Here is a 15,510-nt window from a genome sequence, read left to right on the forward strand (position 1 = left end):
CTCACTTTGACAATAAATTATTATTTAAAATCACTATACGTCTGTGCATCGTGAAAATAACGTTTTTTTATGTATCAATTAGCACCAGTTATGCAATGTTTATAAAACCTATTTTATAAACATAAAGACAGTCGATTAATCTTCTAAAATGCTTTTGTCTAAAAAACCATTTTCCACCAACTGTGACAACAGCGCTTTTGTTCGCTCCCTAAACATATCCCGTAATAAGCGAACCGTTGGTGTGATCGATTGTCGGCTCGGGCAAACCAGCCAGAGTTCACCAAGATCGACTTTATAATCAGGCATCAAAGGCACAATGCGGCCAGCTAATAGATCACTGGCAATATCCAAGGAAGACTTTATCGCCACGCCTTTTCCGGCCACACACCAACGCCGCACAAGATCACCATCGTTGGCGGCACAATAGGCTTTCGGTTTGATTTTATAGGTATTATCAACATCAGAAAAACGCCATGTGTCGTTCAAAATATCCTGTAATTGATAAAAAAGCCCCTGATGATTAAGCAAATCTTTTGGATGCTGGGGCGAGCCGTGCTTTTTAAGATAGTCCGGACTGGCACAAAGAAGACGAGGCACATTGCAGATTTTAAACCCATACAAATTGGAATCCGCTGGCGGGCCGTAACGTAACGCCATATCCAACGCATCACGATAGAAATCGATATTGCTGTCACTAATGTGGGCTCTTAATGTCACTTTTGGGTTAAGTTCCATGAACGCATCAATCCACGGCATTGCCACGTTTCGCCCTAAATCCGACGACACCGCAATGCGTATTTCGCCACTTACCGTGTCGGAATCCGAATGTATGGTTTGCTTAGCTTGATCCAACATAGACAACGCCGCGGTGCATTGCGGTAAATAGCGCTCACCCGCACTGGAAAGTCGAAGGTGCCGCGTTGTCCTAACAAACAACTCAACACCTAAAGCGGCTTCAACACGCTTTACCGCCGCGCTCGCTGTTGCTGTTTGCATGTCTAAATGGGTAGCCGCCGCGGTAATGCTTCGAAACTCAGCCACTTTTAACACCACCTGAAGGTCATCAAGCTGCATTACCTTCTCCTAGAAAATGAATAATCAATGTATTATCAAATATTTTTTGATAATAATTCAATAAAAACCCTGTTTTTCATTCCATAGCTCCTCGTTACTATAGCCACATACAGTACAGCGCCAATCAATTTGAAAGAGCGCTACTCAATTTAAAAATGCGTAAATAGCCAAACGCCTTATGGAGCAAAACATGTCACACCCGATCATTGCAGACTTAAAAAAACGCCACACAGTCAAACATTACGATGCGTCTAAACGCATTCCTGCTGAAGATTTAGCGGTTATTTACGACGCATTGCGCTTGTCCCCTTCTTCGATTAATTCTCAGCCTTGGAAATTTATCGTGGTCGAAAGTGACGCCGCTAAGCAACGTTTACACGACTCTTTCGCGAACAAGTTTCAATTCAACCAAAAACACGCAAAAGCGGCATCACATACCATTTTGTTCGCACACAAAACCCACTATGCTCGCGCCGACTATGGAAAAGTAATTGATACAGACATCCAAACCGGTCGCACTCCATCAGAAAACAAAGAACAGGCATTTGGAGCTTTTGCTTTCGTGGATATGAACACCGACGATAAAGGCAATAATGCCGCGTGGACAAAGGCGCAAACTTACCTTGCGCTTGGCAACACTATGCACGCATTGACACGCCTCAACATCGACTCCACGCCAATGGAAGGGGTTGACCATGAATTGATCAGTGAATTGTTCCCAGAACTTGAGGGCTACCAATGTGACGTCGCACTCGCAATGGGCTACAACGACGCCGAGCAAGACTACAACGCCGCGTTACCAAAATCGCGTTTAGCGCTAGAAAACATAATGACAGTCTTGTAACTAATGAGTTAAAAACTCAAACACGCGTTACAAACAAGAAAAGCTAAAAAAGAGCAAGCCATGAAAATGGCTTGCTCTTTTTTATGACACTTAAGAGGAAATGAAATTTTCCTAAAAACTCGAATTGGGCTCTTGTAAAAAAACCAACTCTTCAGCTGACGATGTCCGCCCCAAAATAGTATTTCGATGTGGATAACGACCAAAACGATCCACAATTTTTTTGTGTTTTAACTCAAACTCCAAAGTATTAGACGTTTCCAACGTTGTAAACAAGACCACCGCCATCTCATGTATTAACGCAGATTCACTGTGCATAAGCGGCATATACAAAAAGCTTCGCTCTGATGAAGACAACGCCTGTGACGTGATTGGATTCTCAACAAGAATCTTACAGCGTTGGCGAATAGAGGGTGAAATTGGCGCAGATAAAAGGCCAACAGCCACTAGGCCGGAGCCTAGGAACAAGCTGAGTAAAGCGGAAAGACAAGCTGTGATTGATGTGTGTAACAGTGAAGAGTTTGCCTCGTTACCGCCAAGCCAAATTGTACCCATACTCGCCAATAGAGGTGAGTATATCGCTTCGGAATTGAGTTTTTACCGTGTATTGCACGCCCAAAATATGCTCATCACAGAGGCAAAGCTAAGCCGAGAAATGTCCATAAAAAGCCAACAAGTTATACGGCTAAAAAAGCGAACGAAGTGTGGAGTTGGGATATCAGCTACCGGCCTACAACTGTTATAGGAAAGCACTATTATCTGTATATGATTGAAGATATTTACAGTCGAAAAGTCGTTGGTTGGGAAGTTCATTACAACGAGACGGGTGAGCAAGCGGCAGCACTACTAGAGCGTAGCGTGTGGGCAGAGAAATGCTTAAAGAAAGACGTCGTGTTGCACTCAGATAATGGCGCCCCCATGAAGAACTTGACGATACGAGCTAAGATGTACGATTTAGGCGTTGTGACCTCACGAAGTCGTCCAAGGGTGAGTAATGATAATCCGTACTCAGAATCACTGTTTAGAACGGTAAAGTATCATCCAAGTTGGCCGAGTGAAGGCTTTAGATCATTAGATGAAGCGCGTAAATGGGTAAATGAATTTGTTTATTGGTACAACAACGAGCATCGCCATAGCAGGATTAAGTTTGTGACACCAAACCAGAGACTTGATGGCCTTGATGTTGGGATACTGGCGAAGCGAAAAGTGTTGTATCAGACAAAAAGAAATGAACATCCAGAGCGATAGTCAAAAGAAGAGCGAAACTGGCAGCCCATAGGCGCTGTGGAGTTAAATCCATAGCAACACAAAGAAGCTGCTTAACAATTTAGGCGATAACTGTCTTGAAAAACACCGGTATTATAAATTAGTTTAATGCGAAATAAATCGATATAAAAGACAAGGTATAGGTTTTAGTCTTAACCTATACCTTGTGACTTAACAGCCTTTTAGTAAGTGAATAAGGCCAGGATATTCTTCCTCAAGTGCTACTCGCCTTAATAGCGCGAGAGAGTGATTTCCTCTATCAATATGAGAGATTAAACCTACATCTTTCAATAACTTAAAGTGATGAGAGCGCGTTGCTTTAGAGACAGTTAAGCCAAAGGAGGTACAGTGTCTTTCTGCATCATCTTCATCATTAATCAGGTCCACAATAATTTTCAATCGCATCGGATGCGCGAGCGCTTTTAGGATTAGCAACATTCCATCGCGTTTTGAGCTGTTTTTAGTTTCGTCGTTTGGCATGACTTTTCCTTTTTATACACATATCAAACTGTTGACACAAGAATCTTGCCAATATAAGGTTTGATAAAAATCGAACGTTTAGTTTTTACAATACGTATTAATTTATTATAAACGTATTGTTATTTTCTTACCATTCTAGTGAGAAAATACCTTTCTGTCATGGATTTGTAACTAATAGAGGGAATTAGTATGGAATTTCAGAGTAATAAAACGTGTTTAAAACTGAACAAAATACAAGCGAATGTGATAACGAAAGAGCTTAGACACACCCACTGTTCATTTGGTAATACAGTAAGTAAAGAGCTTGTTCATAGAGCCGCAGTCAGCGAAGTATTTCTAACAGATGTTGATACTTTAGAAAAAGATAAATTCTATACTGGCGCGCATCTTCCAAGAACACATTCTTATTACAACGATACGCCAAGCAAAACACACTATGAAAATATTGCCTTGTTAGAAGTCTGCAGACAATCTTCTATCATCATTGCCCATAATGCTTATAGCGTGCCTCTTAATGCAAAATTCATTTTCAATGAAGCAAAATTTCATATCGAAAACAATGACACCCTATTGATCAAAACAACACCTTCCTATGTTTTAACTGAGGTGGATGTTATTTCCAAAGAATACAGAAGTGATAATTTATGCGGTTTAACCTTTGAAATGCGCCTCTATGTGGATGATTGCCTTGCTGCAACTAAACTCATGGATATTTCTTGGATGGACTCTTCTGTTTGGAAAAAAATAAGAAGAAAAGGCCTGAAATTTGTCGAAGGCTTTTCTGAAATTGAATATACAACGCCTTATTCACACCTTGAAAATAAAGACATCGTAGGCAGAAACAGTTCTGAGAATGTTGTCTTACACAAGGTCGAAGAAGTCGACGGCAAATATACGGCTAATCTTTATGTTAACAATACCCATCCTGCCATGTTTGATCATCCGCTAGACCATGTGCCCGGCATGCTATTAATCGAAGCATTCAGACAAATGACCCTTGTCTATATTCATAACAAATATAGCTTAACGCATGACGACATCTATATGAAAGAGTGTGATATCGCGTTCACTAAATTCACAGAGCTAAAAATTGATTCATATTGTTGCATCGAAAGCGTTTCTTTAGATGAAAATACCGATGAAATATCGCTTTTACTATCGACCTCTCAGAACAATGCAACAACCGCAAAGTGCCACATCAAAATCGTACGTAAATAAGGATTTACCCATGGACTACAAAATGATCTGGTTCGACTTTGGCGGGGTTTTATCACCGCCAATTGACGAGCTATTTGATATTTACCAGAGCAGAGCAGGGATACCCTCTTCTGCTCTAAAAGATGTGATGCGTAAAGTCGCTGCCGAGATGGGTTTAGAAATGTTATCACCCATAGAGAATGCCTTGATTAGCGAGTCAGACTGGGGAGCAGCACTGCGACAAAGTTTGCACACTCACTACCCTGATATTGATACCACTAAAGCACGATTAGAAGCCTTTGGCGAGCAATGGTTTAACGGTGTAAGCCCTAATCAAGAGATGGTGAATGAGTTTATTCGCTTAAAAAATGAAGGCTTTAATGTCGGTATACTCACCAACAATGTTGTTGAGTGGGAACCGTATTGGAAAGCCATGTTAAACCTTGAAACCAGTGCCGATTTTATTATCGACTCCTGTAAAGAAAGAAGACGTAAACCAGAGCCTGAGTTTTTCTATCTAGCAGAACAAAAATCAGGTTTCGCCCCTTCTCAAATGCTGTTAATTGATGACCTTAAAGTCAATTGTGATGCAGCAACAGCAAGAGGATGGGGGACAGTACACTTCAAGGATACTAAAACCGCACTTATTAATTTAAGAAATCAGTTAAATTCAGGGAAGAACAATGAGTATCGAATTGCATAATAGGCTAAGTAGTATCAATGACATACCCAACTACGATGCTAAACCCGCTTATTCAGTCATAAAAAAAGCGACCTATAAAGAACATGGTCTAATCCGCATATTAAGCGGACATGAGGCCCATCATATTATTAATTTTCAAGACGTAAAGAAAATACTGGTCGATAAAACCTGTGTCAGAGGTCCGTCTAATGCCGAAGGTGGTCCAAGTATATTACCCACTTTAACACCTAAAGATTTGCTACTGAATTTGGACTTTCCTGACCACTCTCGTTTGAAGCAATTCGTGTCTAAAGATTATAGCCGCAGTGGGCTTAGTTGGTTAAAGCAATACATAGATGAAATGACACACATTTGCGTTGATAAGATGCTAACCAGTGGCAGTAGAGACTTGTTTATAGATGTACTCGATAAAGTCTCTATTAACACTAACTGTAAACTTTTAGGGATAGATATTGACGATATCACCTATTTTCGAAGTTTGGCAAAAACGGTTCAAATATCCGATAAACAGGATATTGATGGCCTCACACAACAGTTCACTCATTTGTATGAGTATTTAATGGAGCATGTTAAAGGCACTCGCACGCATGCTGACGATGGTCTCATTCACAAATTTATTAATAATCGAAACAAAAGCACTCCCCCCTTAAACGATGATGAAATTGTCTCGATTCTGCTTGGTTCTTTACTTGGAGGTGATCAGAACACGTTAACGATTATGAGCAAAGTCTTGTATGCCGCTCTCTCCTTGCCTGATATTTGGGATGACATAGTTAAACAACCCGCGTTAAGAGAACCCTACATTGAAGAGCTATTAAGGCTCACCAACTTAGGTAATAGCTCAACGTTTCCACGTATTGCGACCCAAGACGTAGAAATTTCGACCGGTATTATTCCCGCTGGTGCCACAATTTATGCCGATGTGTTTATGGCGAATCGAGATCCTAGCGCGTTTAAAGACCCATTAACGATCAACCCAAATCGAACCGGTCCTGCTCACTTGCAGTTTGGCTATGGCATGCACCAGTGCATGGGTAGAGAACTTGCCAAAATGGAAGTCAGTGCTGTCCTCGATGTATTAGCTCAAAGATTACCTAATATGAGGCTTAAAGAGGGCCTAGAAAAAATCGACTGGTCTGAAGGCATTATTTTAAGAAGACCAGATAACTTGCCAATTAGCATTAACCCACGCCATGGAGAGCATTAACATGAGTAAAACACATCAACCTAAAAACTTTCTAATACTGTTTGCAGTACTGTTAGCCGTCTTTATTGTTCCAAGTTCCATCTCAGGAACAGCTATTGCATTACCTTACATCAGTGTTGATATTCAATCTGATCTATCGAGCCTACAATGGGTCGTCAATGCATTTAACTTAACATTTGCGTGTTTTACGCTCATTTGGGGTAAAATCTCAGACGTTTGGGGCAAGAAACGCTCCTTCTTTATTGGTGCATGTATTTACACCATTGCGTCTGTCGGTTCTGCCTTATCACCCAGCGCCCTTTGGCTTGATGTTTTCAGAGCCCTAGCAGGTATCGGCGGAGCAGCGATTTTTGCCTGTGGGAGTGCGATTTTCATCCAGACATTTGAAGGTGATGCAAGAACCAAAGCCTTTGCTTTATTTGGCACAACGGCGGGTCTTGGTATTACTCTTGGGCCAACCATTTCAGGAGTTTTACTTGATTCGGTCGGTTGGCAAGCTATTTTCTTCATGCATGCAGTGGCCCTATTTTTAGTCCTGATTGTAAGTTTTAATATCCCTGCGGATAACGCCCAAGGTGGCTCAATCTCTCAAATTGATCTGGCTGGTTCATTCTTTTTTATCGCAAGTATGTTTATGTTGATGTTAGCGCTTTCAAAAGGGTATGACTGGGGTTGGAAAAGCCAAGCAATACTACTGAGTTTTATCAGTAGTGCCCTTTGCTTTTTGGCCTTTGTTATTCGAATTAAAGCCGCAAAGTTCCCTGTACTCAGCCTCGAATTACTTAAGAATAATAAGTTTCTTGGCTTAATCCTCGTACCTGTTGTCGCAAGTTTTACCTTTGTTACTTTGCTCACTTATTTCCCCACGTTCCTCATGGGATCAATGCAACTTTCAGCTTCTAAAGCAGGCTTAATTATGCTGTTTTTAACGGCGCCTGTTTTGGTCTTCCCTTTGATCGCTGGAAAGTTGTCCGCTAAAGGCGTCAGTACTAATCTGCTGATGTACTTAAGCGTGATCAGCATGTTGGTTGGCGCAGGTGTCTTGATCTTTGTGGTACAAAGTCAAATTACAATTTTAGCTATCGCCTTTGCTTTAATTCTTATTGGGATTGGCATGGGTATGTCAGCAGGCTTAGTGGATGGACAAGCCCTTAGTTGTGTTAACGAGAATGATGTCGGTATGGCTGCAGGTTTGTTAAATACCTTTAGACTTGGCAGCGAAGCCATTGGCGTGGCTATTTACGGTTCGTTGCTTAGCTCGATTGTCAGTAACATGGTACCGATAAAGCTGCAAGATCACCTAGTAGTAGACTCTCAAGATTGGGTCAATGCCATCTCTTCTGGTAACTTTGCAAGCATGTTAGATAATACCGGTGATCAAACCGCTTTAATGGACACTATGATATCGATTTACAACAGTGCCTTTATCACGACAAATATCGCCCTAACAGGGATAGCACTGCTCTTCTCTTTTCTTATCCTTTTCTATCTAAGAAAAGAGACAAAAACAACACAAAATGAGGCTTACAACGTTTAACTGTTTGCCTTTTACATGATATCAAAATGAGCACAGGCACTGTTTGTACCTGTGCTCATTCTTATCGTTTCGTTTGACCCGTCTTTTATACGTTTCAATATAATCTCACTAAACAAAACATTCAGTAAGCCACTTAGTCGTAGAAAAGACAGAGAACTGTTCCCTCTACTGTTAAAAAATGGCCTTATCGAAGACGGAGCGAATACCTATGAGCACCTTTTAGCAACAGACTGGCCAACACGTGAACGCTATATTGAAGCCTCAACCAAATTTCTTGAATACATCACGCCAAAACTTTTACAGGCCGACTTAGCCGATTTTTTAGCCAGCAAAAAGATCGAATTGGATATAAAGGTATCTGTTGTAGAGAGAGCCGAAAAGTTTACGGTTGATTGTGGTAAAAATGACCTTATCGAATTAGCTCGGTTTTCCATTGAACAAGGCCAAGCATTGCCGACTGATGTCATCGAGAAAATGGCGAATCATGGCATTGAAAATCAAAGTATTATATTTCTACTAGCGCCTCACCTCGCACCAGAAATGAATATTGAGCAATTATTTAGAATTTTGGAGCTCTTAAAAGGGGACTACCCTCAACTAGTCTCAACTAGTATCAAAAGGAAAAGATCAGCCTAAAATTCCTAACACCCCAGAAAATCAAAAATTAATCGACACATTAAAAGCATTGGAAATAATAAACTCTTTTAAAGAAATAGCTGATGGCTTTATCAAGGTATTTAAAAAGCACAAATAATTGCTTACTAAACCTAACCATGCAGCGCTTTTAGGGCATACTCTGGATCAGCATCGACGATTTTAAGTAAAGCTCGTGCTGGTCCAGTTGGATGACGACGGCCTTGTTCCCAGTTTTCTAAAGTACGCTTGCTGACACCAAGCAGGTTGGCAAAACGGCTTTGGCTTAAGCCTGTTTTGGTGCGAATAGCCTTCACTTCTGGGTCTGCAAATTCCGTGATTCGAGCAGCTGTGCTTTGGCCTTTTATCATGCTATCTGCTTGTTGCACGCTTTCAAGTAGCTCATTAAACATGTCGTCATTCATAGTGACCACCTTTCTACAATTTGTCTTAGCGCTTTGGTTTGCGCATCGGTTAAGTTCTCTTGTGTGTTCTTAGGAAAAATATACATCATGTAAAGTTGCTCATTCTCTGTCATCCAGTAATAGATGATTCTTACACCCCTTTTCCCACGACCATCCACAGACCAACGAACTTTCCTTAAACCGCCACTGTTTTTAATCAACACGCCAAGATCGGGCTTAATAACCAAGGCTTCCTGCAACTCCTTGTATTCATCGTCGCTCATTATTTCATTAATGAGCTTGGTAAAAATAGGCGTTTCAACAATTACCATAACACCACCAAATTATACGCCATTGGCGTAATTTGTCGATTAATAATTGAGCAACAATAGGTAGAAGCAAAAGACGCTGAAGAATAGCTTTTGAACATATAAGAATTCCTTTTCCTATTAAGTTTGACACAACAACGATGACGCTCCATTGCACTATCGTCAAGAAAAAAGAGGCTAGGTATCGTATTACCAAAAAATCCTCATGACGCTTCTGGCATCCATGGGGATCTTTTTGAATTCTAACAATCCAAGACGATTAAAAAAGAACTTGCTGGCAGGCTTCTATCACATCTTTAAGCTGTTGCTGAATAAGCGGGCGTTTCGTTTCATCAAGCTGATATTCTGACTGTTTTGCCATCTCGTCGTTTAAATACGTCGCTTGGGAAAGTTCAAGCTGAATCGCATGTATATCGTTGCTCGGTTGACCGAAGTGGCGAGTGATGTAGCCGCCTTTAAACCGTCCATTCACGACTTGTGTATAGTGAGGTCGCAGTACTTGGGTTACGATGCTGGCGATGGCTGAATCGCAAGATTCGCCGGCATTGGTACCCCAATTAAAATCGGGCAATGTGCCGTCAAATAACATCGGTACTTGTGCGGCGATGCTGTGCGCATCGAATAAAATTGCGTAGCCAAATTTGGCTTTTAAACGCGCGAGTTCTTGCTCAATAGTGCCATGATATGGCTTCCAAATGTACTCCTTACACAAAGCTTTGTGTTCGTCGCTTGGCGCTTTACCGTCGATAAATATCGGGCTTTCGTCGAAGAGAATGTCCGGAAACAAGCCAGTGGTTTTGGTTGTGTACAGCGGTTTGTCGTCATAAGGACGATTAAGATCGATCACATAACGCGAATAGTTTGCCTTGATAAACCCCACGCCCAATGATTCTAAAAAGTCATAAAGTTCGGGAATAAACCAATCCGTATCAGGCAGTTTTTTGGCCTGATCCGACAAGCCCGCTTGCACTTCTGACGTTAGATTCAGACCAGAATGCGGCATGCTCACCAACAAGGGCGAATCGCCTTGTTTGATGTCGAACGCTGGCACGGGCAACCCTATTTGGCTCATATTTTTTTCCTCAATGCAGTTTACCTTCATGGACTCTGGCTTTTACTAAGTTTCCACCCAGCCAATAGCTTAACTCGCCTGGGCTTTCTACGTCCCAGCACACAAAATCAGCGACTTTGCCAACGTCTAAGCTACCATGAGTATCGCTCATTCCCAGAGCTTTTGCCGCATGAATGGTCGCGCCTGCAAGGGCTTCTTCGGGAGTTAAAGCAAACAAGGTACAGGCCATATTCATCATCAAGCGTAGTGACAAAGCGGGCGAAGTACCCGGATTGGCATCTGTGGCAATCGCCATAGGAACACCGTACTGACGCAATAAATCAATCGGCGGGCGTTGTGTTTCTTTCAACGTAAAAAACGCCCCCGGTAATAACACGGCAACCGTACCGGACGCGGCCATGGCTTTTACATCCGTTTCTTCAATGAATTCAATATGATCCGCCGACAAAGCTTGGAACGACGCCGCCATGCGAGTGCCACCTAAAGACGATAACTGTTCCGCATGGATCTTCACTGGCAACCCTAAAGACTGGGCTTTTTTAAAATAACGCTCGACCTGTTCGGTACTAAACGCAATGCCTTCACAAAACGCATCAACGGCGTCGGCCATGCCGAGAGTGACCATTTTCGGCAATACGCTTTCACATAAAAAATCGATGTACGCGTCTTTGTCGTCAAATTCCGGTGGCATTGCGTGAGCCGCCAAGCAAGTCCGCTTAATGGTGACAGGAAATTGATGACCCAATTCGGTGGCGACGCGCAGCATCTTGAGTTCACTATCAAGCGACAAACCATAACCCGATTTGATCTCGACGGTCGTCACGCCATCGGCCATCAGGCTTTTTAAACGGCGCGATGCACTGGCAATCAATTCCGCTTCGCTGGCGTTACGAGTTGCTTTCACCGACGAGGCAATGCCGCCGCCCTGCTTGGCGATGTCTTGATAACTCACGCCATTCAAACGCTGCTCGAATTCCCCCGCTCGGTTACCACCAAACACCAAGTGCGTGTGGCAATCGATCAAACCCGGCGTGATCCAACCGCCATGCAAATCATGCTCTTTCTGAGCCTGATACGCTGGCAAGCTGGCCGCTTCGCCAATCCAAACGATACGGCCACCCGATACGCCAATGGCGGCATTTTCGATCACGCTGTAGCGACCGTTTTTCATGGTCGCCACATGCGCGCCACGCCACAGGCTGTCGAGTCGTAACGGCGTATTGTTTGTCATAACCTTTCCTTTTCGTAAACCACTAAACTTGGCTATTTAACACCTGTCTATTAAACATCTGTCTATTAAACACGGGTCTATTTAACACTAGGCAATAGCCCTTCTGGCATGGTTTCGTTATGTACCGCTTCCAACAACAAGTCATTGGCTTTCTCTATGTCTGTCGCGAAGTAACGGTCTTTGTCATAAAACGGCACGCGAGCACGCAATGTCGCACGCGCATTTTCTAAGCGCGGTGTCGATTTCAGCGGCGCACGGAAATCCAAACCTTGAACCGCTGACAGAATTTCCACAGCCAAAATACCGCGCGTGTTTTCTGCCATGTCTTTCAAACGGCGCGCGGCAAAGGTTGCCATGGAAACATGGTCTTCTTGGTTCGCCGACGTTGGTAAACTGTCTACAGATGCGGGATGCGCATAGCTTTTGTTCTCGCTCGCCAAGGCCGCGGCGGTGACTTGCGCGATCATGAAGCCAGAATTCACGCCACCGTTGTCGACCAAGAAAGGCGGTAACTTGCTCAAATTACTGTCGATCAATAACGCCATACGACGTTCTGACAAGCTGCCAATTTCTGCAATCGCCAAGGCCAAATTATCCGCCGCCATGGCAACCGGTTCGGCATGAAAGTTACCACCAGAAATGATGTCGCCTTCGGCCGCAAAGACCAATGGATTATCGGAAACGGAATTTGCTTCCACGCACAATACGCTCGACGTGCTTCGAATTTGCTCCAAACACGCGCCCATAACTTGTGGCTGACAGCGCAGAGAATAAGGGTCTTGTACCTTCTCACAACCTTGGTGAGAATCGCCAAGCTCACTGGTTTCGCCCAATAAATGACGGTACGCCGCGGCCGCGTCGATTTGTGTTTTGTGACCACGCACTTCATGAATTCGTGCATCAAACGGACTGCGGCTGCCCAACGCGGCTTCCACTGACAAGGAACCACAAACAATGGCAGACGCGAACAAATCTTCTGCTTCAAACAAACCTTCCAAAGCAAAAGCGGTAGAGGCTTGCGTGCCGTTTAATAGCGCCAAGCCTTCTTTTGGCGCCAAGGTAATTGGCTCTAATCCAGCAATAGACAAGGCCGCTTGACCCGAAATCACTTCACCTCGGTAACGCGCTTTGCCTTCCCCCAACAAAATCGTGCTCATGTGAGCCAAAGGCGCTAAATCGCCAGACGCGCCCACGGAGCCTTTTTTCGGAATGCACGGATACACTTCTTTGTTGATCAGCGTTAGCAAGGCTTCGATCACTTCTAAGCGAATGCCGGAAAAACCACGCGCAAGACTGTTGACCTTCAGCGCCATGATCAGTTTAACGGTTTTGTCTTCCATTAATTGACCAATGCCTGCGGCGTGAGACAAGACAATGCTGCGCTGTAGCTCGTCCAAATCTTCTGGCGCTATGCGCGTATTCGCCAACAAGCCAAAGCCGGTGTTAATACCGTAAACCGTACGGTTTTCTGCAATCACATCGTTCACGACTTGTGTGCTGGCATGAATCGCTGGAATCGCGCTTTTGTCTAAGCTCAATTTAACTTTACGACGGCTGATTTGACGCAATTCGTTTAGGCTCAATTGGCCTGGTTTAATCGTTAATTCAAACATGGTGTTTCTCTCTGATATCAAGGCGATGTTCTGCAATATTATTTTTAAATTTTTGGTTACTGAGTCTTTAAAGCTATGATCTGCTCAATAAGCGTTATTTTTTACCCGTGATCATAGGCAGATTTAACCCCTGCTCTTTCGCACAATCGATGGCAATGTCATAACCCGCATCCGCATGACGCATCACGCCTGTCGCTGGATCATTATGAAGAACACGCGCAATACGTTCTGCCGCATCGTCACTGCCATCACACACAATCACCATGCCAGAATGCTGAGAAAAGCCCATGCCTACGCCGCCGCCATGGTGCAACGATACCCAAGTCGCACCAGACGCTGTGTTCAATAAAGCGTTCAATAATGGCCAATCGGATACGGCATCGGAGCCGTCTTTCATGCCTTCGGTTTCACGGTTTGGACTCGCCACCGAGCCAGAATCTAAATGATCTCGACCAATCACAATCGGAGCCGACAATTCGCCGCTGCGCACCATTTCGTTAAACGCTAGGCCGAGTTTGGCACGTTGTCCAAGGCCCACCCAACAAATACGCGCTGGCAAGCCTTGGAACTGTATACGCTCGCGCGCCATGTCCAACCAATGATGTAAGTGCGCATCGTCGGCGATGACTTCTTTTACTTTCGCATCGGTTTTGTAAATGTCTTCTGGATCACCAGACAGCGCGGCCCAACGGAAAGGTCCGATACCACGACAGAACAAAGGACGAATGTACGCAGGCACAAAACCGGGGAAATCAAAGGCATTTTCAACGCCTTCTTCCATCGCCATTTGACGAATATTGTTGCCGTAATCAAACGTCGGCACACCCATTTTTTGAAAATCCAACATGGCCTGAACGTGTTTCGCCATGGATTGCTTCGCCAACGTAACGATTTCTTTCGGCTGCGTTTGAGCTTTCTCGCGGTATTCTTCCCAGCTCATGCCGCTTGGTAAGTAGCCATTTAGGGGATCATGCGCCGACGTTTGGTCGGTCACCATGTCTGGGCGAATGCCACGCTTTACCATTTCAGGCAGAATGTCGGCGGCGTTGCCACACAAGGCAATCGACACCGCTTCGCCTGCGTCTGTGTATTTTTTAATGCGCGCTAGGGCGTCGTCTAAATCCGTCGCTTGTTCGTCCACGTAGCGGGTTTTCAAACGGAAATCGATGCGACTTTGCTGACATTCAATGTTTAATGAACACGCGCCCGCTAAAGTGGCCGCAAGAGGCTGAGCCCCCCCCATGCCGCCAAGACCCGCGGTTAATACCCAACGTCCTGCCAACTTGCCATCATAATGTTGGCGACCGGCTTCAACGAAAGTTTCGTAAGTGCCTTGCACTATGCCCTGGCTACCAATGTAGATCCAAGAACCCGCTGTCATTTGGCCGTACATCGCCAAGCCTTTGGCATCCAACTCGTTGAAATGTTCCCAGTTCGCCCAATGTGGCACTAGGTTGGAGTTCGCGATTAATACTCGAGGCGCGTTGCTGTGAGTCTTGAAAACGCCTACGGGTTTGCCTGACTGAACCAATAAAGTTTCGTCGTCTTCTAATTCTTTAAGCGACTCAACGATTTTGTCATAACATTCCCAATCACGCGCCGCACGGCCAATGCCGCCGTAAACCACTAATTCTTCTGGGTTTTCGGCTACTTCAGGGTCAAGGTTGTTCATCAACATGCGCATTGGCGCTTCGGTGAACCAAGATTTCGCCGTGAGCTTGTTGCCAGTTGCGGCTTTCACTTCACCGGCACGGTAACGTTTTTGAGCAAGCGTTTGTTTTGTCATCGTCTTCACCTTATTAAAAAGCCTTTCTTCAAAGCCCTTAGAATTATGCAGTTTCAAAATCAAATGTATATACAACTAATTCAAAGATAAAATCTAACTTTTTTAGATGCAAGCCATTTTTTAAAAAAATCCGACTC

The 15,510-nt window shown here is 43.9% G+C and carries 15 protein-coding genes and 1 pseudogene; 7 read left to right on the plus strand and 9 right to left on the minus strand.

Features of this window, described 5'->3' with window-relative positions:
* Positions 1-135 precede the first annotated feature (135 nt).
* Entirely contained in the window at positions 136-1,074 is a 939-nt protein-coding gene (locus D104_RS31675) for a LysR family transcriptional regulator (RefSeq protein WP_024024675.1), read from the minus strand.
* Between the two features lie 190 nt (positions 1,075-1,264).
* Here D104_RS31675 and D104_RS31680 point away from each other — a divergent pair, with 190 nt between their 5' ends.
* Entirely contained in the window at positions 1,265-1,918 is a 654-nt protein-coding gene (locus tag D104_RS31680; protein ID WP_024024676.1) for a nitroreductase family protein, read from the plus strand.
* A 111-nt stretch (positions 1,919-2,029) separates the two neighbouring features.
* Here the strand turns inward: D104_RS31680 and D104_RS31685 are convergent, their stop codons facing one another.
* Positions 2,030-2,242, minus strand: coding sequence for a DUF924 family protein (locus D104_RS31685; protein WP_084546035.1), 213 nt, complete (start codon positions 2,240-2,242; stop codon positions 2,030-2,032).
* Between the two features lie 22 nt (positions 2,243-2,264).
* Between D104_RS31685 and D104_RS31690 the strand changes: the two are divergent.
* Positions 2,265-3,217 (plus strand): annotated as a pseudogene (locus D104_RS31690) (IS3 family transposase); the annotation flags it as partial.
* A gap of 135 nt (positions 3,218-3,352) precedes the next feature.
* Here the strand turns inward: D104_RS31690 and D104_RS31695 are convergent.
* Positions 3,353-3,661 (minus strand): ArsR/SmtB family transcription factor, encoded by a 309-nt coding sequence (locus D104_RS31695; RefSeq protein WP_024024678.1) that lies wholly within the window; start codon positions 3,659-3,661, stop codon positions 3,353-3,355.
* Positions 3,662-3,850: 189 nt separating this feature from the next.
* Between D104_RS31695 and D104_RS31700 the strand changes: the two genes are divergently transcribed.
* The 5 genes from D104_RS31700 to D104_RS31720 are packed head-to-tail and all read left to right on the plus strand — an operon-like array spanning position 3,851 to position 8,941.
* Positions 3,851-4,879: an AfsA-related hotdog domain-containing protein gene (locus D104_RS31700; protein ID WP_024024679.1), complete on the plus strand. Its 1,029-nt coding sequence runs from the start codon at positions 3,851-3,853 to the stop codon at positions 4,877-4,879.
* A gap of 10 nt (positions 4,880-4,889) precedes the next feature.
* Entirely contained in the window at positions 4,890-5,561 is a 672-nt protein-coding gene (locus D104_RS31705) for an HAD-IA family hydrolase (RefSeq protein ID WP_024024680.1), read from the plus strand.
* Complete coding sequence (locus D104_RS31710; RefSeq protein WP_024024681.1) at positions 5,542-6,768, plus strand: cytochrome P450; 1,227 nt, start codon at positions 5,542-5,544, stop codon at positions 6,766-6,768. The genes D104_RS31705 and D104_RS31710 overlap by 20 nt, the downstream gene beginning before the upstream one ends.
* A gap of 1 nt (position 6,769) precedes the next feature.
* A complete protein-coding gene (locus tag D104_RS31715) occupies positions 6,770-8,305 on the plus strand; it encodes an MFS transporter (RefSeq protein WP_024024682.1) in 1,536 nt (511 codons plus the stop codon).
* A gap of 51 nt (positions 8,306-8,356) precedes the next feature.
* Positions 8,357-8,941 carry a hypothetical protein gene (locus D104_RS31720; protein ID WP_024024683.1) on the plus strand — a complete coding sequence of 195 codons (585 nt, stop codon included), beginning with the start codon at positions 8,357-8,359 and terminating at the stop codon, positions 8,939-8,941.
* Positions 8,942-9,072: 131 nt separating this feature from the next.
* Here the strand turns inward: D104_RS31720 and nadS are convergent, their stop codons facing one another.
* The 6 genes from nadS to hutU all read right to left on the minus strand — a co-directional run bounded on the left by nadS (position 9,073) and on the right by hutU (position 15,373).
* Positions 9,073-9,363 (minus strand): NadS family protein, encoded by a 291-nt coding sequence (nadS, locus tag D104_RS31725; protein WP_024024684.1) that lies wholly within the window; start codon positions 9,361-9,363, stop codon positions 9,073-9,075.
* On the minus strand, positions 9,360-9,674 hold the full coding sequence (locus D104_RS31730; RefSeq protein WP_024024685.1) for a type II toxin-antitoxin system RelE/ParE family toxin: 315 nt from the start codon (positions 9,672-9,674) through the stop codon (positions 9,360-9,362). Before D104_RS31730 ends, nadS begins: the two co-directional genes overlap by 4 nt.
* A 256-nt stretch (positions 9,675-9,930) precedes the next feature.
* On the minus strand, positions 9,931-10,743 hold the full coding sequence (gene hutG / locus D104_RS31735) for an N-formylglutamate deformylase (protein ID WP_024024687.1): 813 nt from the start codon (positions 10,741-10,743) through the stop codon (positions 9,931-9,933).
* A gap of 10 nt (positions 10,744-10,753) precedes the next feature.
* Positions 10,754-11,974 carry an imidazolonepropionase gene (gene hutI / locus D104_RS31740; RefSeq protein WP_024024688.1) on the minus strand — a complete coding sequence of 407 codons (1,221 nt, stop codon included), beginning with the start codon at positions 11,972-11,974 and terminating at the stop codon, positions 10,754-10,756.
* A gap of 77 nt (positions 11,975-12,051) precedes the next feature.
* Complete coding sequence (gene hutH / locus D104_RS31745; protein ID WP_024024689.1) at positions 12,052-13,587, minus strand: histidine ammonia-lyase; 1,536 nt, start codon at positions 13,585-13,587, stop codon at positions 12,052-12,054.
* Positions 13,588-13,681: 94 nt separating this feature from the next.
* Positions 13,682-15,373, minus strand: coding sequence for a urocanate hydratase (gene hutU / locus D104_RS31750; RefSeq protein ID WP_024024690.1), 1,692 nt, complete (start codon positions 15,371-15,373; stop codon positions 13,682-13,684).
* Positions 15,374-15,510: the final 137 nt, after the last annotated feature.

Origin of the sequence: Marinomonas profundimaris (assembly GCF_000508165.1) — a bacterium.
GTDB classification, from domain to species: domain Bacteria; phylum Pseudomonadota; class Gammaproteobacteria; order Pseudomonadales; family Marinomonadaceae; genus Marinomonas; species Marinomonas profundimaris.